Origin of the sequence: Kitasatospora sp. NPDC088783, from assembly GCF_044750705.1 — a bacterium.
Lineage (GTDB): Bacteria > Actinomycetota > Actinomycetes > Streptomycetales > Streptomycetaceae > Kitasatospora > Kitasatospora fiedleri.
In genome coordinates this window covers 242,923-266,977 of record NZ_JBIVKJ010000011.1, presented here as the reverse complement: position 1 = coordinate 266,977, position 24,055 = coordinate 242,923, and the positions used below count along the sequence as shown (strand labels likewise).

19 protein-coding genes and 1 riboswitch are annotated in these 24,055 nt (G+C 74.0%); of the genes, 7 read left to right on the top strand and 12 right to left on the bottom strand.

Annotated features, from left to right (window positions below; translation table 11 throughout):
* The first annotated feature begins 153 nt into the window (after window positions 1-153).
* Window positions 154-323: riboswitch (cyclic di-AMP (ydaO/yuaA leader) on the top strand.
* 5 nt (window positions 324-328) lie between these two features.
* Window positions 329-1,648, top strand: a complete 1,320-nt coding sequence (locus ACIP60_RS28115) for a transglycosylase family protein (RefSeq protein WP_400689222.1) — start codon at window positions 329-331, stop codon at window positions 1,646-1,648.
* Window positions 1,649-2,018: 370 nt separating this feature from the next.
* Window positions 2,019-3,926 (top strand): AMP-dependent synthetase/ligase, encoded by a 1,908-nt coding sequence (locus ACIP60_RS28110; protein ID WP_400689219.1) that lies wholly within the window; start codon window positions 2,019-2,021, stop codon window positions 3,924-3,926.
* A 71-nt stretch (window positions 3,927-3,997) separates the two neighbouring features.
* Here the strand turns inward: ACIP60_RS28110 and ACIP60_RS28105 are convergent, their stop codons facing one another.
* From ACIP60_RS28105 to ACIP60_RS28075, 7 genes are all read right to left on the bottom strand, one after another.
* Complete coding sequence (locus ACIP60_RS28105; protein WP_400689216.1) at window positions 3,998-5,023, bottom strand: LacI family DNA-binding transcriptional regulator; 1,026 nt, start codon at window positions 5,021-5,023, stop codon at window positions 3,998-4,000.
* Between the two features lie 25 nt (window positions 5,024-5,048).
* Window positions 5,049-6,776 (bottom strand): glycoside hydrolase family 13 protein, encoded by a 1,728-nt coding sequence (locus ACIP60_RS28100; RefSeq protein WP_400689213.1) that lies wholly within the window; start codon window positions 6,774-6,776, stop codon window positions 5,049-5,051.
* Window positions 6,777-6,827: 51 nt separating this feature from the next.
* Window positions 6,828-7,781, bottom strand: a complete 954-nt coding sequence (locus ACIP60_RS28095; RefSeq protein WP_400689210.1) for a sugar ABC transporter permease — start codon at window positions 7,779-7,781, stop codon at window positions 6,828-6,830.
* Window positions 7,778-8,728, bottom strand: coding sequence for a carbohydrate ABC transporter permease (locus ACIP60_RS28090; RefSeq protein ID WP_400689207.1), 951 nt, complete (start codon window positions 8,726-8,728; stop codon window positions 7,778-7,780). The genes ACIP60_RS28095 and ACIP60_RS28090 overlap by 4 nt, the downstream gene beginning before the upstream one ends.
* Window positions 8,729-8,834: 106 nt before the next feature.
* The gene (locus ACIP60_RS28085; protein ID WP_400689204.1) at window positions 8,835-10,118 is read right to left on the bottom strand and encodes an extracellular solute-binding protein; all 1,284 of its coding nucleotides are present in this window, start codon (window positions 10,116-10,118) and stop codon (window positions 8,835-8,837) included.
* A 314-nt stretch (window positions 10,119-10,432) separates the two neighbouring features.
* Window positions 10,433-11,503 (bottom strand): aldose epimerase family protein, encoded by a 1,071-nt coding sequence (locus ACIP60_RS28080; protein WP_400689201.1) that lies wholly within the window; start codon window positions 11,501-11,503, stop codon window positions 10,433-10,435.
* A gap of 103 nt (window positions 11,504-11,606) precedes the next feature.
* Window positions 11,607-14,561, bottom strand: a complete 2,955-nt coding sequence (locus ACIP60_RS28075; protein WP_400689198.1) for an ATP-binding protein — start codon at window positions 14,559-14,561, stop codon at window positions 11,607-11,609.
* Between the two features lie 271 nt (window positions 14,562-14,832).
* Between ACIP60_RS28075 and ACIP60_RS28070 the strand changes: the two genes are divergently transcribed.
* Window positions 14,833-15,876, top strand: a complete 1,044-nt coding sequence (locus ACIP60_RS28070) for a hypothetical protein (protein ID WP_400689195.1) — start codon at window positions 14,833-14,835, stop codon at window positions 15,874-15,876.
* A 70-nt stretch (window positions 15,877-15,946) separates the two neighbouring features.
* Here ACIP60_RS28070 and ACIP60_RS28065 read toward each other — a convergent pair whose 3' ends face one another.
* Window positions 15,947-16,318: an SHOCT domain-containing protein gene (locus ACIP60_RS28065; RefSeq protein WP_400689192.1), complete on the bottom strand. Its 372-nt coding sequence runs from the start codon at window positions 16,316-16,318 to the stop codon at window positions 15,947-15,949.
* Window positions 16,319-16,325: 7 nt separating this feature from the next.
* On the bottom strand, window positions 16,326-16,754 hold the full coding sequence (locus ACIP60_RS28060) for a DUF6325 family protein (RefSeq protein ID WP_400689189.1): 429 nt from the start codon (window positions 16,752-16,754) through the stop codon (window positions 16,326-16,328).
* Window positions 16,755-16,960: 206 nt separating this feature from the next.
* On the opposite strand from ACIP60_RS28060, the gene ACIP60_RS28055 reads away from it, so the two are divergent.
* Entirely contained in the window at window positions 16,961-17,287 is a 327-nt protein-coding gene (locus ACIP60_RS28055) for a hypothetical protein (protein ID WP_100835497.1), read from the top strand.
* A 51-nt stretch (window positions 17,288-17,338) separates the two neighbouring features.
* Here the strand turns inward: ACIP60_RS28055 and ACIP60_RS28050 are convergent, their stop codons facing one another.
* Together ACIP60_RS28050 and ACIP60_RS28045 are read right to left on the bottom strand one after the other, a co-directional pair.
* The gene (locus tag ACIP60_RS28050; protein WP_400689185.1) at window positions 17,339-18,568 is read right to left on the bottom strand and encodes a serine hydrolase domain-containing protein; all 1,230 of its coding nucleotides are present in this window, start codon (window positions 18,566-18,568) and stop codon (window positions 17,339-17,341) included.
* A 74-nt stretch (window positions 18,569-18,642) separates the two neighbouring features.
* Window positions 18,643-19,002: a hypothetical protein gene (locus ACIP60_RS28045; protein ID WP_400689181.1), complete on the bottom strand. Its 360-nt coding sequence runs from the start codon at window positions 19,000-19,002 to the stop codon at window positions 18,643-18,645.
* Window positions 19,003-19,123: 121 nt separating this feature from the next.
* Here ACIP60_RS28045 and ACIP60_RS28040 point away from each other — a divergent pair, with 121 nt between their 5' ends.
* From ACIP60_RS28040 to ACIP60_RS28030, 3 genes are all read left to right on the top strand, one after another.
* Window positions 19,124-19,696, top strand: coding sequence for an NUDIX hydrolase (locus ACIP60_RS28040; RefSeq protein WP_400689180.1), 573 nt, complete (start codon window positions 19,124-19,126; stop codon window positions 19,694-19,696).
* Between the two features lie 106 nt (window positions 19,697-19,802).
* A complete protein-coding gene (locus ACIP60_RS28035; RefSeq protein ID WP_400689178.1) occupies window positions 19,803-20,594 on the top strand; it encodes a TetR/AcrR family transcriptional regulator in 792 nt (263 codons plus the stop codon).
* 96 nt (window positions 20,595-20,690) lie between these two features.
* The gene (locus ACIP60_RS28030) at window positions 20,691-23,246 is read left to right on the top strand and encodes a hypothetical protein (RefSeq protein ID WP_400689175.1); all 2,556 of its coding nucleotides are present in this window, start codon (window positions 20,691-20,693) and stop codon (window positions 23,244-23,246) included.
* Window positions 23,247-23,352: 106 nt separating this feature from the next.
* Here ACIP60_RS28030 and ACIP60_RS28025 read toward each other — a convergent pair whose 3' ends face one another.
* Window positions 23,353-23,679: a hypothetical protein gene (locus ACIP60_RS28025; protein ID WP_400689172.1), complete on the bottom strand. Its 327-nt coding sequence runs from the start codon at window positions 23,677-23,679 to the stop codon at window positions 23,353-23,355.
* Window positions 23,680-24,055 lie beyond the last annotated feature (376 nt).

The following is a 24,055-nucleotide window of genomic DNA, read 5'->3' as shown; positions in this document are numbered from 1 at the left end:
GGCGGAATTCTTGATCACCTTTTCCCCGCCGCGCGGGAGGCCGCACCGGCATTTGCCAATCCTGCTTAAGTCCGCTTAATCTCCTGCCCACGTTCGTGGACACACGGACCCAGCTCACCCGGGACGCCGAGTCCTGCCGCCGGGTGGGCCGGCTCATGCACAACGCACCACGGCAGGGGCGGGGGAACCAGGTAAGTCGCCCCGGGCGGTCGAAGGACCGCACGGGGCTTGGGGTGAAGCCGGGCGCACCACACGGTGCGCGCGGCCGGGCAACTCCAGCCCGAATCCGACAGCTCACCTCGCAGGCGTGGGAGAGGAACGCTTCTTCATGCTGCCCATCAGCGCCAAGCGCGCCCGCCGCCTGATCGCCACCACCGGTGTCGTCGGCATCGGACTCACGATCCCCTGCCTGACCGGTGGCGTCGCCTCCGCGGCCACCGTCTCGACCTGGGACAAGGTCGCGCAGTGCGAGTCCAGCGGCAACTGGTCGATCAACACCGGCAACGGCTTCTACGGCGGCCTCCAGTTCACCGCCTCCACCTGGGCCGAGTTCGGCGGCACCGCGTACGCCTCGCGCGCCGACCTGGCCACCAAGGACCAGCAGATCTCCGTCGCCGAGAAGGTGCTGGCCTCGCAGGGCCCCGGCGCCTGGCCGGTGTGCTCGATCCAGGCCGGCCTCACCAAGGGCGGCGCCGCCCCCGAGGTGAACACCTCCGGCTCCGCGCAGACCCAGGCCCCGGCCCAGACCCAGCAGCCGCAGGCCCAGCAGTCGCAGACCCAGCAGTCGCAGCCGCAGTCCGGCGGCAAGGGCAAGTCCCAGCACGGCTGGTCGCAGGGCACGTCGCAGGCCCAGCCGCAGGCCGAGCAGAGCGCCCCGGCCGCCACCACCGACCGGGCCGCCGGCACCTACACCGTCGCGGCGGGCGACTGGCTGTCCGCGATCGCGCAGAACCAGCACGTCGACGGCGGCTGGCAGAAGCTGTACGACCTGAACCGCTCGGTCCTCACCGAGGGTCCGGACATGATCTACCCGGGTCAGCAGCTCTCCCTCGGCGGGTCCGCCACCGCGCAGCAGTCGGCGCCGGCCACCAAGCCCTCCGCCACCAAGTCCGCCACCAAGTCCTCCGCCGCCCAGGGCTCGTCCTGGACGAACAACCGCTCCTCCGCCAAGCCGTCCGGCGCCCCGGCGAAGTCGTCGACCGGCTCGACGCAGACCGCCACCGCGTCGACCGCCACCACCGCGGCGACCACGACCGCCGGCACCACCACCACCGCCGCCAAGGCGACCGGTTCCAAGGCCGCCGCGATCGACTTCGCGCTGTCCAAGGTCGGCCAGGCGTACGTCTACGGCGGCACCGGCAACGGCGGCTGGGACTGCTCTGGCCTGACCCAGGCCGCGTTCCGCCAGGCCGGCATCAGCCTGCCGCGCGTCGCCGCCGACCAGGCGGACTACTCGACCCGCGTCTCGCTGGACAGCCTGCAGCCGGGCGACCTGCTGTTCTGGTCGAACAACGGCTCGAACTCGGGCGTCTACCACGTCGCCCTGTACGTCGGCGACGGCAAGTACGTCGAGGCCGCGAACCCGAGCGCCGGCGTCCGCACCGAGACCGTCGCCAACTGGGCCCCCGACTTCGCGGGCCGCGTCTGATCGCGGGCACGACCGCCGCTGCCCCCGGGGACCCTGGTCGGCCCCGGGGGCAGCGGCCTGTCCTCGGCCCGAGAAGGCCCGACGCCCGACGACCGACGCCCGGGGAGCAGCACCGTGGCGAAGGTGACGATCACGCCGGACGCGGACCCGGCCCTGGAGGTGATGGTGCGCGTCGGCGCCGCCGGCCGCCGGGACGGCGAGCGCCTCCTCCCCGGGCCCCCGCCGCGGCAGAGGGCTGACCCCCCGGCGGGCGACCGGGGCGCCCCGGAGCCCGCAACCTCCGTGACTGTCAAGTAACTTACCGTCTAGTAAGTTTACCGGCGAGTACCTACCCTGGGCGAACCCCCACCCCACCCAAGGGAGTTCGCTCATGGCACACCCCCTCGCCCGGGCCGCCCGCGCCGCCCGCCCGCCCGTCGAGGTGCTCCGCACCGGCGGGCGGGTCGTCGAGGCCCGGTCCCCGTACCTGGTGCCACCGCCCGAGGGCGGGAGCCTGGGCGACCTGCCGTTCCGCAACGCGGAGGCCGCACCGGAGGCGGTGGTGCTGACACGCCGTCAACCGGACGGCTCCTGGCGGGACGTGACGGCGCGGGAGTTCGCGGACCGGGTCGCGGCGGTGGCCCGCGGCCTGGTCGCGGTCGGGGTGGGCCCCGGCGCGCGGATCGTGCTGATGTCGCGGACCAGGTACGAGTGGACGCTGCTGGACTTCGCCGCCTGGGCGGCCGGCGCGTGCGTGGTGCCGGTGTACCCGACCTCCTCGGTGGAGCAGGCGGAGTGGATCGTCCGGGACTCGGGGGCGGTGCTGGCGCTCGCGGAGGACGCCGGAACCGCCGAGGTGCTGACCGTCGCGATCGCCCGCACCGGCGGCACGGTCCCGCTGTGGCGGCTGGACGAGGACGCCGTCGGCGAGCTCACCGCCCTCGGCCGCCCCGTCCCCGCCGAGGAGCTGGACCGCCGCCGGAGGGCCCGGGGCCCGGCGGACGAGGCGACGCTGATCTACACCTCGGGCACCACCGGCCGCCCCAAGGGCTGCCTGCTCACCCACGCCAACTTCCTCACCGAGGCGGCGAACTGCCACGCCCTGCTGGGGCCGGTCTTCGAGGAGGCGACCGGCCGGGCGCCGTGCACCCTGCTGTTCCTGCCGCTGGCGCACGTGCTGGGCCGGATGATCCAGGTGACCTGCGTGTACGGCCGGGTCCGGATCGGCCACAGCCCCTCCCTGAAACCGGCCGACCTGCGGCCGGACCTGGCCTCCTTCGGCGCGACCTTCCTGGTCGGCGTCCCCTACCTGTTCGAGAAGATCCACCAGTTGGGCCGGGCCGAGGCGCAGGCGAAGGGCGCGGTGAAGGTGTTCGACCGGGCGGCCGCGGTGGCGGTGCGCCACGCCCGGGCCGAGCTGGACGCGCTGGCCGGCGGCCGCCCGGTGCCGCTCCCGCTGCGCCTGGCGCACGGCCTGTACGACGCGCTGGTGTACCGGCGGGTGCGGGCGGCGATGGGCGGCCGGGTGCGGTACGCGATCAGCGGCGGCTCCTCGATCGACCCGGAGCTGCTGCTGTTCTTCGCGGGCGCGGGCGTGCTGGTGCACGAGGGCTACGGGCTGACCGAGAGCAGCGGCCCGTCCACGGTGAACCCGCCGCTGCGGCCGCGTCCGGGCACGGTCGGGCAGCCGGTGCCGGGCAGCGCGGTGCGGATCGCCGAGGACGGCGAGGTGTTCCTGTCCGGCGGTCAGCTCTTCGACGGCTACTACGAGTTGGGCGCGCCGCGGCCCCGACGGCCGCAGTGGTTCGCCACCGGCGACCTGGGCCGGCTGGACGAGGACGGCTACCTGACCGTCACCGGCCGCAAGAAGGAGGTCCTGGTGACCTCCGGCGGCAAGAACGTCTCCCCCGGCCCGCTGGAGGACCGGCTGCGCGGCCACCCGCTGATCAGCCAGGCCCTGGTGGTCGGCAACGGCCGCCCGTACGTGGGCGCGCTGCTCACCCTGGACGCCGAGGCGGTGGAGCGCTTCCTCGCGCTCGACCCGCCCGCCGCACCCGCCGCGTCGGGCGGCGTGGACGTCGGCAGCGCCGTCCCGGTGCACCCGGCGGTGCTGGCGGCGCTCGCCGAGGCGGTGCGGGGCGTCAACGCGACGGTCTCGCGCGCCGAGTCGATCCGGCGGGCGCGGGTGGTGGCGGGCGACTTCACCGAGGAGCGCGGCCTGCTGACGCCCTCGCTGAAGGTGCGCCGCCAGGCCGTCGGCGCCGCCTACCGCCGCGACGTCGAGCAGCTCTACGCGTAGCGGACGGCCCCCGGGAGGTGGTCCTCCCGGGGGCCGCGCCGTGCGGGGCGCCTCCAGCCGTGCGGGGCGCCTCAGCCGTTGCGCGGGCCCGACCCGGTGGAGCCGCGCATCACCAGCTCGGGCTGGAACATGAACTCGGAGCGCTGCGCCGGGTTCCCGCCGACCTCCTCCAGCAGGGCGTCGACGGCGGCGGTGGCCATCGCCTCGACCGGCTGCCGGACGGTGGTGAGCGGCGGTTCGGTGAACGCTATCAACGGGGAGTCGTCGAAGCCGACCACCGAGACGTCCTGCGGCACCGACAGCCCGCGTTGGCGCACCGCCCGGATCGCGCCGAGCGCCATCATGTCGGAGCCGCAGACGATCGCGGTGCAGCCCTTGTCGAGCAGCGCCTGGGCGGCGGCGTGCCCGCCCTCCACGCTGAACAGGGTGTGGTGGACGAGTTCCCCGGCCTGTGCCTCGGTGCGCCCGGTGAGCTGCCGGACGGCGGCCGTGAAGCCCTCGATCTTGCGGAGCACCGGCACGTACCGCTGCTGGCCGACCGCGAGGCCGATCTTCTCGTGGCCGAGTTCGACCAGGTGCTGGACGGCCATCCACATGGCGGCCCGGTCGTCCGGGGAGATGAACGGCGCGGCGATCTTGTCGCTGTAGCCGTTGATCAGCACGAACGGGACCTGGCGGCCGGTGAGTTTGGCGTACCGGTCGTGGTCGGCGGTGGTGTCGGCGTGCAGGCCGGAGACGAAGACGATGCCGGCGACGCCGCGCTCCACCAGCATCTCGACGAGTTCGTCCTCGGTGGAGCCGCCCGGGGTCTGGGTGCAGAGCACCGGCGTGTAGCCGTGCCGGCTGAGCACCTGTTCGATGACCTGGGCCAGGGCCGGGAAGATCGGGTTGCTGAGCTCCGGGGTGATCAGGCCGATCAGCCCGGCGCTGCGCTGGCGCAGCCGGGTGGGCCGCTCGTAGCCGAGGACGTCGAGCGCGGCCAGCACGGTCTGCCTGGTGGTCGCGGAGACGCCCGCCTTGCCGTTGAGTACGCGGCTGACGGTGGCTTCGCTGACCCCCGCCTGCGCCGCGATGTCGGAGAGTCGCGCCGTAGTCACGATCCCAGAGCCTATTGCAACCACGTCAGACCGCCCACCACGCGGTGCTGTCGGCCGGGAGTTCTACGCCGTTCTCCGCAGGGCCGGTCTCGGCGGAGGCGAGCAGCAGGCGGCCGGGGGCGGGGATCCGGACGCCCTCGCCGGTGGTGTTCACCGTGCACACGAAGGAGCCCCGGGCCGAGTCGCGCCGGAAGGCCAGCACGCCCTCGGGGGCGGGCAGCCAGCCGACCTGGTCGCCGGCGCCGAGCGCGGGCTGGGCGCGGCGGACGGCGAGCGCGGAGCGGTACAGCTCCAGGGTCGAGGTCGGGTCGCCGGTCTGGACCTCGACCGACAGGCCGGCCCACTCGGCGGGCTGCGGCAGCCAGCTGGGGCCGCCGGGGTTGGGGCCGAAGCCGTAGGGGGCCTCGGTGCCGGACCACGGGATCGGGACGCGGCAGCCGTCGCGGTAGCCGTCCTGGCCGGCCTGCCGGAAGAAGGACGGGTCCTGGCGAACCTCGTCGGGCAGGTCGGTGACGTCGGGCAGGCCGAGTTCCTCGCCCTGGTAGAGGTAGGCGGAGCCGGGCAGCGCGAGCATCAGCAGGGTGGCGGCGCGGGCCCGGCGCAGGCCGAGGGCGCGGTCGCCGGGGGTGCGGATCTGGGTGCCCAGGCCGGGCGGGTTGGCGAACCGGGTGGCGTGCCGGGTGACGTCGTGGTTGGAGAGCACCCAGGTGGTGGGGGCCTGCACCGGGCGCATCGAGTCGAGCGAGACGTCGATCACCTCGCGCAGCGCGGCGGCGTCCCAACCGGTGCCCAGGTACTGGAAGTTGAACGCCTGGTGCAGCTCGTCGGGGCGGACGTAGTTGGCGGTGCGCTGGACGGTCGGGGTCCACGCCTCGGCGACGCCGATCCGGTCGCCGGGGTACTCGTCGAGGATCTGCCGCCAGCTGCGGTAGATGGCGTGCACGCCGTCCTGGTCGAAGAACGGCATGACGTCGTTGCCGAGCAGCTTGAGCTGGTCGTGGCTGCCGAGGTCGGGCAGGCCGGGGGCCTTGACCATGCCGTGGGCGACGTCGATCCGGAAGCCGTCGACGCCCATGTCGAGCCAGAACCGCAGGATGGAGCGGAACTCGTCGGCGACCGCCGGGTTGTCCCAGTTGAAGTCGGGCTGCTCGGGGGCGAACAGGTGCAGGTACCAGTCGCCCGGGGCACCGTCGGGGTCGGTGGTGCGGGTCCAGGCGGGGCCGCCGAAGATGGACTCCCAGTCGTTGGGCGGGAGTTCGCCGTCCTCGCCCTTGCCGGGACGGAAGTGGTAGCGCTCGCGCAGCGGGGAGCCGGGGCCCTCGCGCAGCGCGCGCTGGAACCACTCGTGCTGGTCGGAGGAGTGGTTGGGGACGAGGTCGACGATGATCCGCAGGCCCAGCTCGTGGGCGTCGCGGATCAGCGCGTCGGCGTCCAGCAGGGTGCCGAACATCGGGTCGACGGCCCGGTAGTCGGCCACGTCGTAGCCGGCGTCGGCCTGCGGGGAGGCGTAGAACGGCGAGAGCCAGACCGCGTCCACGCCCAGGTCGCGCAGGTAGGGCAGCCGGGCGCGGATGCCGGGCAGGTCGCCCATGCCGTCGCCGTTGCCGTCGGCGAAGCTGCGCGGGTACACCTGGTAGATGACCGCGTCCCGCCACCAGCCGTCTCTGGCGGCGTCGTTCGCGGCAGTCGTCCGGGCGGCGGGAACGGCGGCGGGAACGGCGGGCCCGGAGGCGTCGGCCAGGTTCTGGGTCATTGGACGGTCATCCCTTGGAGGCGGTGGAAGTGGCGTGGGAGGTGGCGGTGCTCAGGACTTCGCGGCGCCGGCCGTCAGGCCGGTGACCAGGTGGCGCTGCACCAGGTAGAAGACGACCGCGGCGGGGATGGCGATGAGCACCGAGGTGGCGGCCATCAGCTGCCACTGGTGGTCGTGCTCGCTGACGAACGAGGACAGGCCGACCGCCAGGGTGTACTTGTCGGACGAGAGCATGAAGGTCGAGGCGTAGGCGACCTCGCCCCAGGCGGTGAGGAAGGAGTAGAACGCCGCCACCGCCAGGCCCGGGCGGGCCAGCGGCAGGATCAGCCGCCAGAAGGTGCCGATCGGGGAGAGCCCGTCGACCCGGCCGGCCTCGTCGATCTCCACCGGGATGGTGTCGAAGTAGCCCTTCAGCAGCCAGGCGCAGTAGGGCACGGTGGTGGCCGAGTAGACCAGGATCAGGCCGGTGTAGCTGTCCAGCATGCCGAGGTTCGACAGGATGTAGTACATCGGCACGATCAGCACCGCGATCGGGAACATCTGGGTGACCAGCAGGGTCCACATCAGCTGGCGGTAGCCGGGGAAGCGCATCCGGGAGACCGCGTAGCCGGTGGAGGCGGCGATCAGCACGCCGATCACGGTGGTGCCGGCGGCCACGATCGCCGAGTTGCCGAACCAGGTGAAGAACCCGGTGTCGTCGATCACCTTGCCGTAGTTGGCGAAGGTCATCTTGTCGAAGATCTTCGCCGGGTGCAGGTAGTCGTTGTCGTCCGGCCCGAGCGAGATGTACGCGATGTACAGCACCGGGAAGAGCGCGATCAGGCTGGCGACGGTCAGGGCGCCGTGCGCGAGCGCGGCGGCGAGCGGGGAGGACTGGCCGCGCCGCCGGACCTTGGCGGGGCGCTTCGCGGGGGCCGCGTCGGCGGCGGGGCGGTCGGCGGTGAGTGTCATGGGGCTGCCTGCCTGGTCGGGTTCCTCGGTCTGGTGGGCGGTCTCGGTGCTCATCCGTTGGCCTTCTCGTTCCGGGCCAGCCAGCGGCGGTAGAAGCTGGTGAAGACGACCAGGATCGACAGCAGCAGGATCCCGTAGGTCGCGGACTGCGCGTAGTCGGAGGGCTGTTGGCCGAAGCCGAGGCGGTAGGCCCAGGTGACCAGGATCTGCGCGTCGGGGGCGCCGGAGCCGAACAGCAGGAAGATGACCGCGAACTGGTTGAAGGTCCAGATCACGCCGAGCAGCACGACGGTGGAGGAGACGGTCCGCAGGCCGGGCAGGGTGACGTGGCGGAAGCGCTGCCAGGGGCTGGCGCCGTCCATCTCGGCGGCCTCGTACAGCTCGCCGGGGATCGACTGGAGCCCGCCGAGCAGCGAGATCATCATGAACGGCACGCCGACCCAGGTGTTGACCATGATCGCGGCGGCCTTCTGCGCCAGCGGGTCGGAGAGCCAGGCGGGTTCGGGCAGGTGCAGGAAGGACAGCAGTCCGTTGACGGCGCCGCCGTCGGCGAGCATCAGCCGCCAGGAGAAGACGGTGACGAAGGTCGGCACCGCCCAGGGCAGGATCAGCACCAGCCGGTACAGGCCGCGGCCGCGCATCTTCCGGTTGAGCAGCATCGCCAGGGCCAGGCCGATGGTGTAGTGCAGGACGACGCAGATCGCGGTCCAGGCCACCGTCCAGATGAAGTGCGACCAGAAGCGGTCGTACGCGGTCGGCCCCCACAGCACGTCCGCGTAGTTGTCCAGCCCGACGAAGTCGAAGCTGTCGGGGATGTGGTTGACGCCGATCTGCCGGCCGACGTTGAGGCTGGTGGCGTTGGTCAGGGTCAGGTAGATGCCGCGCACCAGCGGGTAGCCGACCAGCACCCCCAGGACGATCACGACCGGCGCGATCATCGCGTACGCGTACCAGTACTTCGAGTACGACAGCCTGATGCGCTGTACGACCGCAACTGCCATGGGTTGACACCTTCTCCGGGAGGTCCGCCGCCTGCCTCGGCGACGGCTGGGGGTCTGGACGGGTCCGCCCGGCCCACCGTCAGGTGTGGGCCGGGCGGCCGATCTCCTACTTGGTGAAGTCCGGGAGGAGCTTCGCGTAGTCGGTGGCGGTGGCGTCCAGGCCGGCCTTGGTGTCGCTCTGGTCCTGGACGATCTTGCCGAGGTTGGTGCCGAAGGAGCCGAACAGCGAGGCGTACTCGGGCAGTTCGGGGCGCGGCTGGGCGGAGGTCAGGATCGCCTGGAAGTCCGCGATGCCGGGGTTGGCCTTGACCTCGGCGGTGTAGGCGTCGCTGCGGGTGGGCAGGGTGCCGTTCTTCAGCGCGAGGAAGGTCTGGCTCTCGGCGGAGGTGAGGAACGCGGCGAGCTTCTCGGCGGCGGCCTTGTGGGCGGCGTCGGAGCCGGCGTAGACGGAGACGTTGTGGCCGCCGGTGGGGGCGCCGCCCTTGCCGGTGGAGCCGTTCGGGACGGCGGCGATGCCGAGGTTCTTCGGGTCGGCGAACGCGGCGCCCTTGTAGACGTTGGTGACCTCCCACGGGCCCTGGATGATCGCCGCGACCTTGCCGCTGTTGAAGGCGTCCATCATGTGCGCGTAGGCGTCGGTGGTGACGTCGGCCTTGACCGTGCCGGGCGAGGTGAACATCGACTTGTAGGTGTCGACCGCCTTGACGGCCTCGGCCGAGTTGACGGTGATCTTCTTGCCGGCGGCGTCCACCATGTTGGTGCCCTCGCCGTACAGGAACGGCATCGCGTAGTAGCCGTCCGCGGCCTTCAGCCAGAAGCCGTCGACGCCGGCCTTCTCCTTCAGCTGGGCGGCGTCGGCCTTGAGCTCGTCCCAGGTGGCGGGGGCGGTCGTGATGCCGGCCTTGGCGAAGAGCTCCTTGTTGTACATCAGGGCCAGGGTGTCGGTGACCAGCGGGACGCCGTAGGTCTTGCCGGCGTACTTGGCCTGCTGGATCAGCGAGGGCTGGAAGACGGAGGCGTCGGTCAGCGCGGGGGTGCCGTCCAGCGGCTCCAGGTAGCCGGCCTTGGCGAAGGCGGAGGTCCAGCCGACCTCGGAGCGGAAGACGTCCGGGGCGCCCTTGGCGCCCATCGCGGTCTGCAGCTTGTTCTGCGCGGTGTCGAACGGCACGTTGACGAAGTTGACCTTGACGTTCGGGTTCGCGGCCTCGAACTTCTTGACCAGTTCCTGGTAGTTGGGCGCCTCGTTGGTGGCGTTCGAGGTGTCCCAGTAGGTGATGGTGACCGGTCCGCCGTCGCCCTTGGCGTCCGAGCCGGAGCCGCTGCTGCTGCAGGCCGCCATGGTGACTGCGAGAGCCGCAACGAGAGCGGAGGCCGCGATGCCACGCCGCATGGAAACTCCTTGAAAGGTGGGGGTGCCCGAGAGGGAGGAGGACCGCGCATAATGGCTGTCCCGAGCCGACTGCGCCGTTGCGGCCGTCGGGCTTGAGCAGGAACGTAACAGCGCGGCAACCGGGACTGAAAGTCCTTGCAGCAAGTTTCTGCAAGGCGACGGGGATCGTTACGTCCACGTGTCCTTAGAGTTGCCGCCGCGCGTCTTGACCATCCGTCGCCTTGCGGAAACTCCTTGCAGTCGGCCGGCCCCCGGACGTGCGGAGAAGGCCCCCGGGAGCAGCGCTCCCGGGGGCCTTCGCGAGGCTCGGACGGTCAGCCGTCGGTGCCCAGCCGCAGCACGGTGGTCGAGCGGAACTCCTGCCCCGGCCGCAGCTCGGTCGACGGGTAGGACGGCTGGTGCGGCGAGTCCGGGTGGTGCTGGGTCTCCAGCGCCACCCCGGCGTACGGGCCGTAGGCCGTGCCGGACGGGCCGGTGACCGAGCCGTCGAAGCCGTTCGCGGTGTACACCTGGAGGCCCGGCTCGGTGGTCAGCACCTCCAGGGTGCGCCCGCTGCCCGGGTCCGCCAGCAGCGCGGCCCGCACCGGCGGCCCGTCCGCGGGGCGCTCGCGCAGCACCCAGTTGTGGTCGTAGCCGCGGGAGGACTTCAGCTGCGGGTGCTCCTCGGCGATGCCCGCGCCGATCGGCCGGGCGGTGGTGAAGTCGAACGGGGTGCCCGCCACCGGCTCGTACGGGCCGTACGGGATCTGCCGCTCGTCCACCGGCGTGTACGCGTCCGCGTCGAGGGTCAGCAGGTGGCCCAGCACGTCGCCGCGGCCCTCGCCGGCCAGGTTGACGTAGGCGTGGTTGGTCAGGTTGACCACCGTCGGCTTGGTGGTCACCGCCCGGTAGGAGACGGTCAGCTCGGAGCCGGCGAGCGTGAAGTCGACCCAGACGTCCAGCGCGCCCGGGAAGCCCTGGTCGCCGTCGGGCGAGTGCAGGTGCATCCGCACCCCGCCGGGGATCTCCTCGGCGTCCCACACCCGGTGCGCGAAGGAGTCGGGGCCGCCGTGCAGGGTCACGCCGCCGCCGGTGGGCAGCAGCGGGTGGTCCTCGCCGTCGACGGTGATCCGGCTGTCCGCGATCCGGTTGGCGTACCGGCCGACGGTGGCCCCGTAGTGCTTGGCCGGGCCGAGCAGGGTGCCCACGTCCCGGCTGGTGAGCAGCAGTTGGGCCGGGTTGCCGGAGCGGTCCGGGGCGGTCAGGGTGTGCAGCGCGGCGCCGAGGGTGATCACGGTCGCCTCGACCGGGCCGGACCGCAGCGTCCAGCGCTCCAGCCCCATCCCGGCGCCGGAGTGGTCGTACGGTGCCCGGTGCACCTCGGTGGGCGCGGCCGACGCGGTCATGGGACTGCTCCTCAGTTCGTGATCACCCTGCCCGGTCAGCGTAGCCCGACCCGGCGCGCGGACCGGCGACCCGCCCCGCGCGCCGACAGGATCGGCCGAACCGTCAGTCGGGCTGCCCGGGGCCGTCGGCGGGCAGCCCGAGGGCGTCCGCGAGCCCCTCCGGGCCGGTGCCGAGCTTGCGGTGCACGGCGGCCAGCCGCTGCTTGACGATCCCCAGCGGGATGCCCAGCTCCTCGGCGATCCGCTGCGGCGGCAGCGGCCGGACCGCGAGCCGGGCCACCTCCAGCTCGTGCGGGTTGAGGGTGTCCTTGGCCGGGGCCAGCGGGCGGCTCGGCTGCAGCCCGGCCGAGGAGAGCACGTTGCGGGCCCGCACCTCCAGCCCGTCCGCGCCGCAGTGCTTGGCCAGCTCCATGCCCTGGTACAGGTGCTCCGCGGCCTCCAGGCTGCGGCCGACCTGCACCAGCGCCGCGCCCAGGTCGACCAGGGCGTGCGCGTGCTCGTAGCTGGCCGGGGAGCGGCCCAGCCAGCCGACCGCCTCCTGGAGCAGCTCGACGGCGTGCGCGCCCTCCCAGACGCTGGCGGCCAGCCGCAGCGCGGTGCCGATCGCGGACGGCGAACCGGACACCTTGGCCCGCTCCACCGCGTCCTCGCCGTTCTTCCGGGCGGACGGCAGGTCCTGGTGCGCCATCGCCACCGCCAGGTAGCCGGCCCACGGGGCGTGCACGGTGGAGCGCCAGCCGCGCTTGTCCAGCCGGGTGCCGGTCTCGGCGAGCACCTCGACGGCCATCCCGTAGTCGCCGCGGGAGATCAGCAGCTTGCCGTAGATGGTGGCCACGTCGGGCAGCAGCAGCGCGGTCTGGTGGTAGGGCGGCAGGAAGCGGTACTTGACCGCGATCTCCCACGCCTCGTGGTCGCGGCCGCGGGCCAGCAGGGTGTCGATCAGCGCGCCGACCAGGTTCCAGGTCAGCGGCAGGCCGGCGCCCATCCGGTCGGCGCTCCGCAGGCCCCGGCGCAGGAAGTCCTCGGCCTCCGGGAGGAAGCCGCGGCGCAGCCGGGCGTAGCCCATCAGGAAGTAGGCGAACCCGCGGTGCGCGCCGCTCCACCCGGCGATCTCGAACTCCAGGATGGCGGAGCTGAACAGCTTCTCGGCGCGGGCGAGTTCGTCGTTGTAGGCGAAGCACAGGCCGAGCAGCGCGGGCAGTTCGAAGTTCCAGGTGGTGTTGGTCCAGCCGAGGCCGCGCGGCAGCCGGCCGTCGACCAGGGCGTCCTCGGCGGCCCGCAGCGCCTCGGTGGCGCTGCCGCCCTGGAGCGTGAGGTCCCAGGCGTACAGCGCGCGGACCGGGCGGGCCACCTCGCTGTCCGGGTCGACCTCGGCGACCAGCCGGCGGACCCGCGCGGCGCGCCCGGGCCCGTCCTCCTCGTCGCGTTGCAGGGCGGTGTAGAGCAGGTGGGCGACCAGCAGCCGGACCCGGCCGGGGCCCTCGGGGGCGCGCTCCGACTCGTCCAGGCAGAGCGCGGCGGCCGCGCTCAGGTCGCCGCCGTGGGCGATCACCTCGGAGAGCCGGAACACCGCCTCGACCCGCAGGTCGGGGCTGAGGCCGTCCTCCATGTCGATGGCGCGGCGCAGTTGGTTGGCGGTGGCGCCGGGGTCGGTGAGCAGGCTGGCGCAGGCCAGCTCGTACAGCACCTCGGCCTGGTCATCCTCGTCCGGCGGCTCGTTCAGGGCGCGCTCCAGACAGCGGCGGGCGGCCTCGGGGGCGCCGATGGCCAGGTTCTCGGCGGCGGCCCGGCGCAGTTTGCGCACGATGACGTCGTCGCCCTCGCCGGGGTGGGTCTCCAGCAGGTGGCGGGAGGAGGAGAGCAGCGAGCCGCCGCTGTTCTCGATCGCGGTGGCGGCCATGCCGTGCATGCCGGTGCGGACGGCGGGCGGGATCGACTGGTAGATCGAGGTGGCGATCAGCGGGTGGACGAACTCCAGCCTGCCGTTGGGCTGGCTGGTGAGGACCCGCATCCGGCGCAGCACCTGGATCGACTCGGCGGCCTGCGCGGGGCCCTGCCCGCAGATCGTGGCGGCCAGCTCCTCCTTGATCTCGGTGCCGAGCAGCGCGGCGGCCCAGGCGAAGCGCAGCACGGTGGTGCCGAGCTTGTCGAGCCAGTAGTCCCGGCCCTCGCCGCGGGCGGCCGCGGCCAGGTCGCGCAGCCGGGGCGAGTTCTCCTCGACCGGTTCGAGGTTCTGGTCGCGGACCTCGCGCAGCAGCGCCACCGTGTCGTACGGGGCGCCGGCGGTGACCGCCCAGACCTGGCGGCAGAACGCGTCGTCGGCCTCGGCGAACTCGCCGTGCACGATGGCGGCCACCGAGACCGGGTTGAGCGGCAGCAACTCGTGCTTGCGGGCGGCCCGTTCGTGGATCTGCTGGGCCAGCGCGCGGGCCTCGTCCTCGAACTCGTGCCGGTAGGCGAAGACCAGCAGCACGGGCAGTTCGCGGGCGCGCACCGCGAAGGACGCCAGCCAGGTCAGCGACTCCTGGTCGACGGCGTGCAGGTCGTCGACGATCACCACCAGCGGGGCGCGCCGGGGCGCGAGCTGGGTGATGACGAAGTCCAGTCCGTCGCGGACGCTCTGCGGGTCGATCCGCTCGACCTCGTCGGACGGCGGGGCCAGCCCGATGGCCGGGGCCACGATGTTGTGCCAGCTGCCGAACACCTCCTCGACCTCGGCCTCGTCCAGGTCGCTGAGCACCGGCAGGAGCAGTTGCCGCAGCACCCGGAACGGCTCCCGGCGCTGGCGCTCGCTGCCCCGGGCGAACAGCACGGTCGAGTCCTGGCGGGCACCGGCGATCCGGCGGACCTGCTCCAGCATCGAGGTCTTGCCGATGCCGGGCGAGCCGGAGAAGACCAGCAGCTCGCCGATCTTCAGTCCGCCCGCGGCGAATTCGCGGCACAACCTGTCCACGGCCTGATCGACGGAACGCAGTTCCTGATCGCGTTCCCAAAGCCGCTGACCGACCGCGTCCGCGGCGGCCTCCCACTCCTGCGGCCCGTTCTGCTCTTCGGCCACGTCCGTCCCTCCGCCTCGCCGTCCGGCACTCCGTTCCCGACCTTAGCGCCGTCGCGGGCCGCGCGGGCGGCGTTCGCGCAGGCAGGGGTACCTGACGCAGGGTTAGACGGCGATGCCCGGGGCAAATCCCTTACCAGCCATGACATCTGACGATCCGATCGGATAACTTTCAGACCACAAAGGTGTAGTCGATCTTCGCCGGGGAAGGCCATCGCCGGGACCGCGCACCCTGATCGGCGGCGCACCGGAAACAGGCTGCACTGGAGACACGTTGGCTGCAATACCCCCGCTCTTCTGCCCCATCCCGTCCGGCCTGCACCCCGATCACGAAGCCGTCGGCAAGAGCACCGAACTCTGGCTCGAAACGATGGGCTTCGCCGCGGACGCGGAACGGCGGCGCCGTCTCCTCGCCATCGGCGCGCACGAATTCGTCTGCCGGATAGCCAAGGACGCGGACGGCACCACCGGGCTGGAACTGGTCTCGCAGTGGCTGTGCAGCATGCTCACGCTGGACGACGAGTGGGACACCGGCAGGCTCAGCCGGGACCCCTCCCGTGTACTCACCATAGCAGCCACACTACTGGCTGTTATCAATTCGCCGAATTCCCACCCGGACGAGACCGACCTCTACGTCGCCTCGGTGCGCGACGTGTTCGCCCGGGCCCGCGACTGGGCCCCCGCGCTGTCGGTCAAGCGCTGGGCGGACAGCCAGCTGGAGTCCTTCATGGGCGCCGCCGCCATCGTCGCCTACCGCACCGAGCGCCGGCCGATGACGCTCTCCGAGTACCTGACCATCGGCCCGCTGGACCGCGGCAGCCGCTCCTGCATCGAGATCATCGAGGTCTGCGAGCGCACCGCCGTCCCGCAGTCCCAGCTGGACTCGCCCCGGGTGCACGCGCTGACCGAGGCCGCCAAGTTCCTGGTGCTGGTCTCGGCCGACGTCTACTCCTTCCGCCGCGAGGACGACCACGGCGCGCTGGAGAGCAACATCGTGGACGCGCTCCAGCGGCACCTGGGCTGCGGCCGGGAGCAGGCCCTGCTGGAGGCCGCCGCCCTGCACGACCGCACCATGTGCCTGTTCCTCCGCCTCGCCGACCGCACCTCCCGCCGGGCCGGGGCCGAACTGCGGCGCTACATCCAGCAGTTGTCCAACCTGGTGAGCGGGAACCTGGAGTGGGGCTTCACCTCCGCCCGCTACACCGAGCGCACCCCCGGGACGCTCCCGACCGCCGAACGCGCCGAACGGCCCGCCGACGGCCGGCTCACCCCGCCGCCCTACCCCGAGATCGCCTGGTGGTGGGACCAGCTGTGGTGACGGCCGGCCCCGACGGACCGCTCCGGGCGCTCCCGGCGCTCCGGGCACCGTGCAAGCCGTGACGCGCCGCTCAGGCCAGCAGCCTGGCCTTCGCCGCGGCGAACTCCTCCGGGGTGAGCAGCCCCTGCTGCACCAGCTGCGCCAACCGGGTCAGCTGGTCCGCCACGTCCTCGCCGCCGGGGGCGGGAGCGGCAGCGGCGGGAGCGGCGGGAGCGGCAGCGGCGGGCACGGGTGCCGGCGCGGCCTGCTGCTGCGCGGCCCGGTCCTGCTCGGCCCGCAGCTCGGCGATCGCCTCGTCCTGGCCCCGCTCGTCGGCGGCCCGCCGGGCCCCGGCCCGGCCCGCGGCGTACGCGGCGCCGCCCACCACCAGCCCGCGGGCCAGCGGACGGCCCACCGGGCGGACCACCCGGACCGGCCGGATCGGCCTCATCGGTCGGAACACGCCGTCCTCACTCTCCCGCCGCGACGCGCGCCTCGGCGGCGCGGACGGCCTCTTCGATGTTCTCCGGCGGGATGCGCACCCCGGAGGCGATCCGGCCGCCGACCGCGCGCAGCGCCGCGGCGGCCTCCTCGGCCCACAGGTGCTCGACCAGCACGATCAGCGCCGCGCTGCCGGGCTCCAGCAGTTCGGCCGCCTCCTGGGCGTCCTCCGGCCCGATCAGCGGCAGTTCCGCCCCGTCCGGGCCCGCGACGCCCCGCAGGTGTTCGAAGTCGGTCAGCTCCCCGTAGGTGGCCTCGCCCTCGGCGTCCCGGACGACCGCCAGCGAGTCGATCACCCGGACCCCGGCCGCGTCCCGCAGCCGGGCCAGCACGTCGGCCGCCTCGGCGCCGACGGTCGCCTCCGGGAAGGTCAGGACGAGCAGTTCGGCCGGTCCCATCAGGGGCCCCCTTCGGTGGGCGAATTCCCGGTGTCCCTCGTGTCGCGCATGTCGGGATCAGACCACACGGATGCCGGAGGGGCGCGGCACGCCACGCGGTCGGCGGACCGGCCCGGGCTCCGGGTGGCCCAAGGCGGCTGGCGGACGGCGGCCCGCCGTGGTCCCGTCGAGGCAGGACCAGATCCACCGTCAAGGAGCCATCCGCCATGACCATCGCCGTCGACAAACTCTCCGACCCGGCCGTCCGCCGCCTGCTCGGCGCCGTCAACTCCGGTGACCGGGACGCCTTCTTCGCCGCCCTGACCGAGGACGCCACGATGTCCGACGACGGCTCGGAGCGCGACCTGGCGGACTGGGTGGACCGGGAGATCTTCTCCTCGCACGGGCACATCGAGGTGCAGACCGAGAAGTCCGGCGGACGCGCCGTGGTCGCCGACTACCGCAACGACACCTGGGGCGAGATGCGCACCGCCTGGCGCTTCACCGTCGCCCCGGACGGCCGGGTCAGCCGCTTCGAGACCGGCCAGGCCTGACGCCCGACCCGGCCCCGCGCCGTCCGTTTCGCCCGCTCCCGGGCGCCGGTCTCAGCCCCGCTCCGCCAGGCACCGCCGGACGGCGGCGATCAGCGCCCGGGAGCGGACGTCCCCGGTGACGCCCGGCTGCATGCCGTTGGTGACGTAGCCGAAGCCGATGCCCAGCTCCGGGTCGGCGAAGCCCAGCGAACCGCCCCGGCCCGGGTGGCCGAAGCTCGCCGGGGAGGCCATCGGCGAGGTGCCGCCGTGCCGGAAGAAGCCCTGGCCGAAGGCGGTGTTGACGATCAGCACCCGGTCCGGGCCCTGCACCGAGGGACCGGCCGCCTCGGCCAGCGTGCCGGGCTCGAACAGCGCGGGCAGCCGCTGCCCGGGCGCGTCGGCCCGGTCGGCGGCGCCGATCAGCGCCGCGTAGAACCGGGCCAGCGAACGGGCGGTGCCGATCCCGCCCGCGCCCGGCACCTCGACCGCCTGCACCGCCGGGTCGTTCAGGTCCACGCTGCTGCGCACCGCGCCGAACGAGCGGGCGGTCAGCGAGTGCGGGTCCCGGTAGGCGTCCAGCACGGACTGCTTGGGGCGCATCCGCATCCCGCCGGGCGCGAGCCGGGCCGCCTCCGGCGCGGGCAGGTCGACCAGCCGGCCGACCCGGCCGGCCGCGGCGGGAGGCAGGCCGATCCACAGGTCCAGGCCGAGCGGGGCGGCGATCTCCTCCGCGAAGTACCGGCCCACGCTGCGGCCCCCGGCCCGCCGGACCACCTCGCCGACCAGCCAGCCGAAGGTCAGCGGGTGGTACCCGTGCGCGGTGCCGGGCTCCCAGGCGGGGGCCTGGGCGGCGACGGCCGCGGCGGCCGGCTCCCAGGCCAGCACGTCCTCGATCCGCAGCGGCACGTCCAGCGCGGGCAGCCCGGCCTGGTGCGAGAGCAGCCAGCGCACCGGCACCCGCCCCTTCCCGGCCTGCGCGAACTCCGGCCAGTACGAGGCCACCGGCGCGTCCAGGTCGAGCAGCCCGCGCTGCGCGAGGTGCAGCGCGGCGGAGGCGGTCAGCCCCTTGGTGACGGACCGCAGCACCTGCGCCGTCCCCTCCCCCCAGCCGACCGCCGGGGCCGGCCGGGCCCCGACCTCCGGCCGGGCGTCCCCGCCCCACAGGTCGACCACCTTCCGCCCGTCGAGGTACAGCGCGAAGGCCGCGCCCAACTCCCCGTACTCCCGGAAGTTGCCCGCGAAAGCCTCCCGGACCGGCTCGAACCCGGCCGCCGCGAACCCCTGGATCTGCTGGTTCTCCACCCTCCCACCCTAGACAACCGCGCTCCCCCGCGATCACTTCGCGGTCCCCCGGGCTCCTCCGGGTCGCTCCCGCGTCACTCCACCGTCCACCCGATGTGCCCGATGCCCGAGGAGTAGACGGCGCAGTGGCCGGAGGACTCCTCGGTCCGGCCCGGCAGGGCCGTCACCGAGTTGCCCGTCACGTCCGGCGCCCAGCCGCAGACGATGTCGGCGTGGAAGGTGACCGGGGAGCCGGTGTTGTTGGTGCAGTCGACGCCTCCGTACAGCGGGTCGTTGTGGTGGATCCAGGTGGTGCAGTCCAGGCCCGAACGGACCGACTCGACGGCGGCCCCGACCCGGGCCGGGGCCGGGGCCGGGGCGGCCGAGGCGGGCAGCGCGGTGCCGAGCGCGACCAGGGCGGCGGCGACGGACAGGGCGGCGGCGCGGTTCTTCAACTCTGCTCCTCGGAGGGGTTCCTGACGTTCCGACCGGGTCATTCCCGGGCCGATCACTGCGTATACCAACTCTTTCGGGTGACACCGCCGCGGACCGCCGGAGCACGCCACAATGGCGGACATGGACACTCCCGCCACCGGTCCGGCCACCGACTCCGGCGCCGGCCCCTTCACCGGCCCCGCCACCCACCCCGACGAGATCCTCGACGTGGTCGACGAACAGGACCGGGTGCTGCGCACCGCCCCCCGTTCCGAGGTCTACCGCGACGGCCTGATCCACCGCTGCGTCTTCGTCCTGGTCCGCGACCCGCGGGGCCGGATCTTCACCCACCGCCGCACCGACACCAAGGCGTTCGCCCCCGGCGCCCACGACTGCTTCGTCGGCGGCGTGGTCGGCGCCGGCGAGAGCTACCGCGAGGCCGCCGTCCGGGAGGCCGAGGAGGAGCTCGGCGTCACCGGCATCCGCACCCGCCCGCTGTTCCGCTTCCTCTACACCGACGGCGACCGCTACAGCTGGTGGTCCGACGTCCACGAGGCCGAGTGGGACGGCCCGGTGCACCCCCAGGAGTCCGAGGTCGCCTGGTACGACTGGCTCACCGAGGAGCAGCTCGCCGAACGGCTCACTGGCTGGGAGTTCGTCCCGGACGGCCGCGAGGCGTACCGCCGCTACCTGGAGCGGCGCGCCAGCGCCTGACCGCCGCCCGCCCCGGCCCGTCGCCCCGGCGGCGCTGCCGACGCTCCGGCCGCTCCCCGGGCCCTCGTCGCCCACCCGCCGGGCCCGAAGAACTAGGGTGGGCCGCATGGCTTCCCGTACGCCGCCCGCGGCCCCCCTCGCGGAGGAACAGCGTCCCGCCGCCCGCGCGCCCCGGCGGCGGCTGAGCGTCGACGAGCGCCGCGAGCAGCTGATCGCGGTGGCGCTCCAACTCTTCTCGGACCGCGCGCCCGAGGACGTCTCGATCGACGACATCGCCGCCGCCGCGGGCGCCTCCCGCCCGCTGGTGTACCACTACTTCCCGGGCAAGCAGGCCCTGTACGAGGAGGCGCTGCGCCGGGCCGGGCGCGAGCTGGCCGGGCGGTTCGAGGAGCCCGGCGAGGGCCCGCTCTCCGAGCGGCTGTACCGCGTCATGGGCCGCTACCTCGACTTCGTGCAGTCCCACGCGGCCGGTTTCACCGCCCTGCTGCGCGGCGGCTCGGTCGCCGCCAGCCCGGACGCGGACGCCGTCATCGACCAGGTCCGGCGGGCCGCGCAGGAGCAGATCCTGCTGCACCTCGGCGTCCCGGCGCCCAGCCCGGCCCTGCGCCGGACCGTCCGGGCCTGGATCGCCAACGCCGAGATCAGCTCGCTGGACTGGCTCTCCGACAGGCCCGTCCCGGTCGAGACGCTCCAGCTCCAGCTGGTCCAGGAGCTGGTCGCGGCGCTCGCCGTCACCGCCACCCGCGACCCGGAACTGGCCGCCCTGCTCGGCGAGTTCTTCGCCACCGAACGCCCCGACGGCCCGACCGCCCGGCTGCTCCGCGACCTCGCCGCGACCTTCGCCGCCCCCGCCCTCACCGAGTCCCTGTTCCGGCTCGCCGCCCCGCCCGCCCCCTGACCTCCCGTCGCCCCCGGCCAACCCACCGTCCGCGCCGTCGCGGTCTGATAAGAATTGGCTGAACTGTCCACACCCGAGAACGAGGGGGCTCGGCGAATGACGCAGGACGGCTTCGCCGCCGCAGACCGGATCACGGCCACGCTGGACGCGGCGTGCGCCGCACTTCTCGGCAGCCGCGCCACCCACTACCAGGCCGACGCGCTCACCGCGTTCCGCCGCTCCGAACACCCCGCCGCCAAGGCCCTGTTCGGCCTGCGGATCAGCCAGATCGGCCCCGGCCTGCTCGCCGTGCCCCGGCTCGGCACCGTCGTCGAGGTGTCCGGCAACCGCCGTCCGAACGCCGCCGCCGGCCGCGAGGCCGTCCCGGTGCTGGCCCAGCGCTACGGGGCGTCGGCGCTCGGACTGACCGACGTGTCGGCGGCCTCGGCGCTGCGGCTGTCCGCCGAGCCGGTCGGGCTGGACGAGGAGGGCGTGGCCGGGTTCACCCGGGCGCTCGCCGCGCTCGCGGAGCCGAGGACGACGGTGGCGCCCGACGAACTGCCGACCGGCTCGGGGGTGGAGGCCCGGCTGGTGGTGCCGCCCGCGTTCCACACCCTGACCGTCCGCGGCTCGGGCAACGCGCTCTCCGCGCACCTGGCGGAGACCGCCGAGGAGGTGTTCTCGGGCGGCACCCCGGCCGAGCGCAACGACTTCGCGGTGGTCGCGGCGATGCTGGCCGAGCGGTTCGCGGCGGCGGACGTCGCGTACGCGGGTGTCGGCGCCCTGCTGGTGAACGGCCGGCGCTCCCGGGTGTCGCTGGTGGTGTCGACCGTCCAGTGCGCCCAGCCGATCCAGGACCTGGCGGTGGACCTGTCCACCGAGCGCCCGTACGCCGAGGTGTGGACGGTGCTGCTGCCGTCCGGCCCGGCCGCGCTGCTGGTGGAGACCCGGGCCGTCCCCGCGCTGAAGGAGCTGCGGGACGGGAGCCCGAGCGGCCGGGTGGTGAGCACCGCGGTCGAGGCGTTCCTGCCGATGCCGGACGGGGCCACCGTGCTGACCGTCCAGCTGACCACCTCGGACACCGAGGACTGGGACGTGTACACCGAGGTCTTCGCGGACCTGCTCTGCACGGTCCAACTCGCCTGGGACGGCGTGGCGGTGGCCCCGACGCCGGTCCCGGTGGGCCGGACCGTCCCGGCCCAGCCGCCGGCCACGCCCGCACCCACGACGGTGCCCGCGCAGGCCGCCGCCCCGACCCCCGCCCCGACCGCGCCGACGGCCCCGCCGGTGTCCCCTCCGGTGCAGGCCCCGACGCCGGTCGCCGCGTCCGAACAGCCCGAAAGCCCGTCGGGGACGGCGGTACGGGTACCGCCCTCCGACTTCAACCCGTTCGGCACGCCGGCCCCGGGCGACCTGCCCGCCCAGACCACCGCCTCCCCGGTGCTGGCCTCCACGGACGCGTTCGCCGCGCCCGCCGCCGCCCCGGCCGCCGAGGAGCGGGAGGAGGCGGACCCGACCAAGGGACGCCTGGTCAACGTCCCGCCCCCGGACTTCAACCCCTTCGCTTCCGCGGCCCCCAGCGCCCCGGCCGCCCCCGCGGCTCCGGCTCCCGCCGCCGACCCGTTTGCGGGCAGCGACCCCTTCGGCGCCCCGACCCCCGCACCCGCCACACCGGAACCGACCCCCGAACCGGAACAGGCCGACCCCACCAAGGGCCGACTCGTCAACGTCCCGCCGCCCGACTTCAACCCCTTCGCCGCAACCACCGCCCCCGCGACCCAGGCCCCGGCCGCCGAGGAGCGGGAGGAAGCCGACCCGACCAAGGGCCGCCTGGTCAACGTCCCGCCCCCGGACTTCAACCCCTTCGCCTCCGCGGCCCCCGCCGCCCCGGCCGCCCCCGCGGCTCCGGCTCCCGCCGCCGACCCGTTCGCGGGCAGCGACCCCTTCGGCGCCCCGACCCCCGCACCCGCCGCACCGGAACCGACCCCCGAACCGGAACAGGCCGACCCCACCAAGGGCCGACTCGTCAACGTCCCGCCCCCGGACTTCAACCCCTTCGCCGCAACCACCGCCCCCGCCACACCGGCCCCCGCCACCGAAGAGCGGGAGGAAGCCGACCCGACCAAGGGCCGCCTCGTCAAGGTCCCCCCGGCCGACTTCAATCCCTTCGCCTCCGCGGCCCCCCGCACCACCACCGCAGCCGCCCCCGCCGCCCCGGCTCCCGCCCCCGCCCCGGTGGCGCGCGCCCCGCGTCCGGCCAGCGCCGACCCGTTCGGGACGACGCTCTCCTCCGAGCCGTCCGACCCGTTCGGCACCGTGGCCACGCCGTCTCCGAGTGCCCCGGCCGCGAACATCCCGCCGCGTCCGAGCGCCCCGCCCGCGGTCCCGGCCCCGGCCGCCCCGGCGGAGCCGGCGGACCCGACCAAGGGGCGGCTGGTCAACGTCCCGCCGCCGGACTTCAACCCCTTCGCCGCAGCTGCTCCCGGCAGCACCACCGCCGCCGAAGCCCCCGCCGAGGAGCCGGAGGAGGCCGACCCGACCAAGGGCCGCCTGGTCAAGGTCCCGCCGCCGGACTTCAACCCCTTCGCCGCAGCGGCTCCGCGCGCCAACGCCCCGGCCCAGCCGCCGGCCCAGACCCCGCCGCCCCCGCCCGCGAGCAGCCCCTTCGGCTGATCCCGCACCCGCCCCACCGAACGGCGAGCCGGTCCCCGGCTCGCCGTTCGCCTTTCCGCCGACCCGCCGCCCCGTCAGCCGGTCAGCCGGTCAGCCTGCCAACCCGTCAGCCGGTCTCCACCGCCCGCCGGTCGTCGACTTCCTCGGCGAGCGAGGCCATCCGGTAGAGCGCGACGAAGTAGCCGGTGGCGTACGAGTCGGCGGCGACGGCGGGCAGCAGGTCGGAGAGGAGGGCGAGGCGCTGGCTCAGGTGCTCACGGTGGCGGGGGGCGAGCGGGCCGTCGAGGGCGGCGGCGGTGCAGGCGGTGAGGGTGGTGGCGAGGGTGAGGAGGCACGTGCCGCCGGGTTCCCGGTCGTGCCAGCCCGGGGGGAACCGCAGGGCCTCGAACTCCGCCAGGAGTTGTGCCAACAGTTCGATCTCACGTTCGAGCATGCCAATGATCATGCCGCACCCACCGGCTCGATGGGAACGCGTGTCACACACATCACCCTCACGCACTCCCCGCCCCCGCCCGCGTCCTGCCCGTCCTCCCCCGTGACCGCGCCGCCGGAGGACCCGCCGCTCAAACCCCCGACTCCCGTCCCCTTGCGGAAAATTCGGCATGGTACAGACCCATTGCCATTCCATTACCTGACCCCTACCCTCCAATGACACAGGACTTCCCGGGCTCCCCGACGGCCGAGGAGTTCCCCTCCCGCGCCCGCCCGCCGGGACTCCGGCCGGGTCGCGGCCTGCCATCCGCACCTGCACCTCTCCTCCCCCACCGGCAGTGGAGCCGTCCCGCGCGCGCCCCGCACGGCACCGCTCC

Coding starts and splice junctions, on each gene's coding strand:
- ACIP60_RS28115 (WP_400689222.1), top strand. CDS start 329: ATGCTGCCCATCAGCGCCAAGCGCGCCCGCCGCCTGATCGCCACCACC.
- ACIP60_RS28110 (WP_400689219.1), top strand. CDS start 2,019: ATGGCACACCCCCTCGCCCGGGCCGCCCGCGCCGCCCGCCCGCCCGTC.
- ACIP60_RS28100 (WP_400689213.1), bottom strand. CDS start 6,776: ATGACCCAGAACCTGGCCGACGCCTCCGGGCCCGCCGTTCCCGCCGCC.
- ACIP60_RS28095 (WP_400689210.1), bottom strand. CDS start 7,781: ATGAGCACCGAGACCGCCCACCAGACCGAGGAACCCGACCAGGCAGGC.
- ACIP60_RS28090 (WP_400689207.1), bottom strand. CDS start 8,728: ATGGCAGTTGCGGTCGTACAGCGCATCAGGCTGTCGTACTCGAAGTAC.
- ACIP60_RS28085 (WP_400689204.1), bottom strand. CDS start 10,118: ATGCGGCGTGGCATCGCGGCCTCCGCTCTCGTTGCGGCTCTCGCAGTC.
- ACIP60_RS28080 (WP_400689201.1), bottom strand. CDS start 11,503: ATGACCGCGTCGGCCGCGCCCACCGAGGTGCACCGGGCACCGTACGAC.
- ACIP60_RS28060 (WP_400689189.1), bottom strand. CDS start 16,754: ATGGGACCGGCCGAACTGCTCGTCCTGACCTTCCCGGAGGCGACCGTC.
- ACIP60_RS28055 (WP_100835497.1), top strand. CDS start 16,961: ATGACCATCGCCGTCGACAAACTCTCCGACCCGGCCGTCCGCCGCCTG.
- ACIP60_RS28040 (WP_400689180.1), top strand. CDS start 19,124: ATGGACACTCCCGCCACCGGTCCGGCCACCGACTCCGGCGCCGGCCCC.
- ACIP60_RS28035 (WP_400689178.1), top strand. CDS start 19,803: ATGGCTTCCCGTACGCCGCCCGCGGCCCCCCTCGCGGAGGAACAGCGT.
- ACIP60_RS28030 (WP_400689175.1), top strand. CDS start 20,691: ATGACGCAGGACGGCTTCGCCGCCGCAGACCGGATCACGGCCACGCTG.
- ACIP60_RS28025 (WP_400689172.1), bottom strand. CDS start 23,679: ATGCTCGAACGTGAGATCGAACTGTTGGCACAACTCCTGGCGGAGTTC.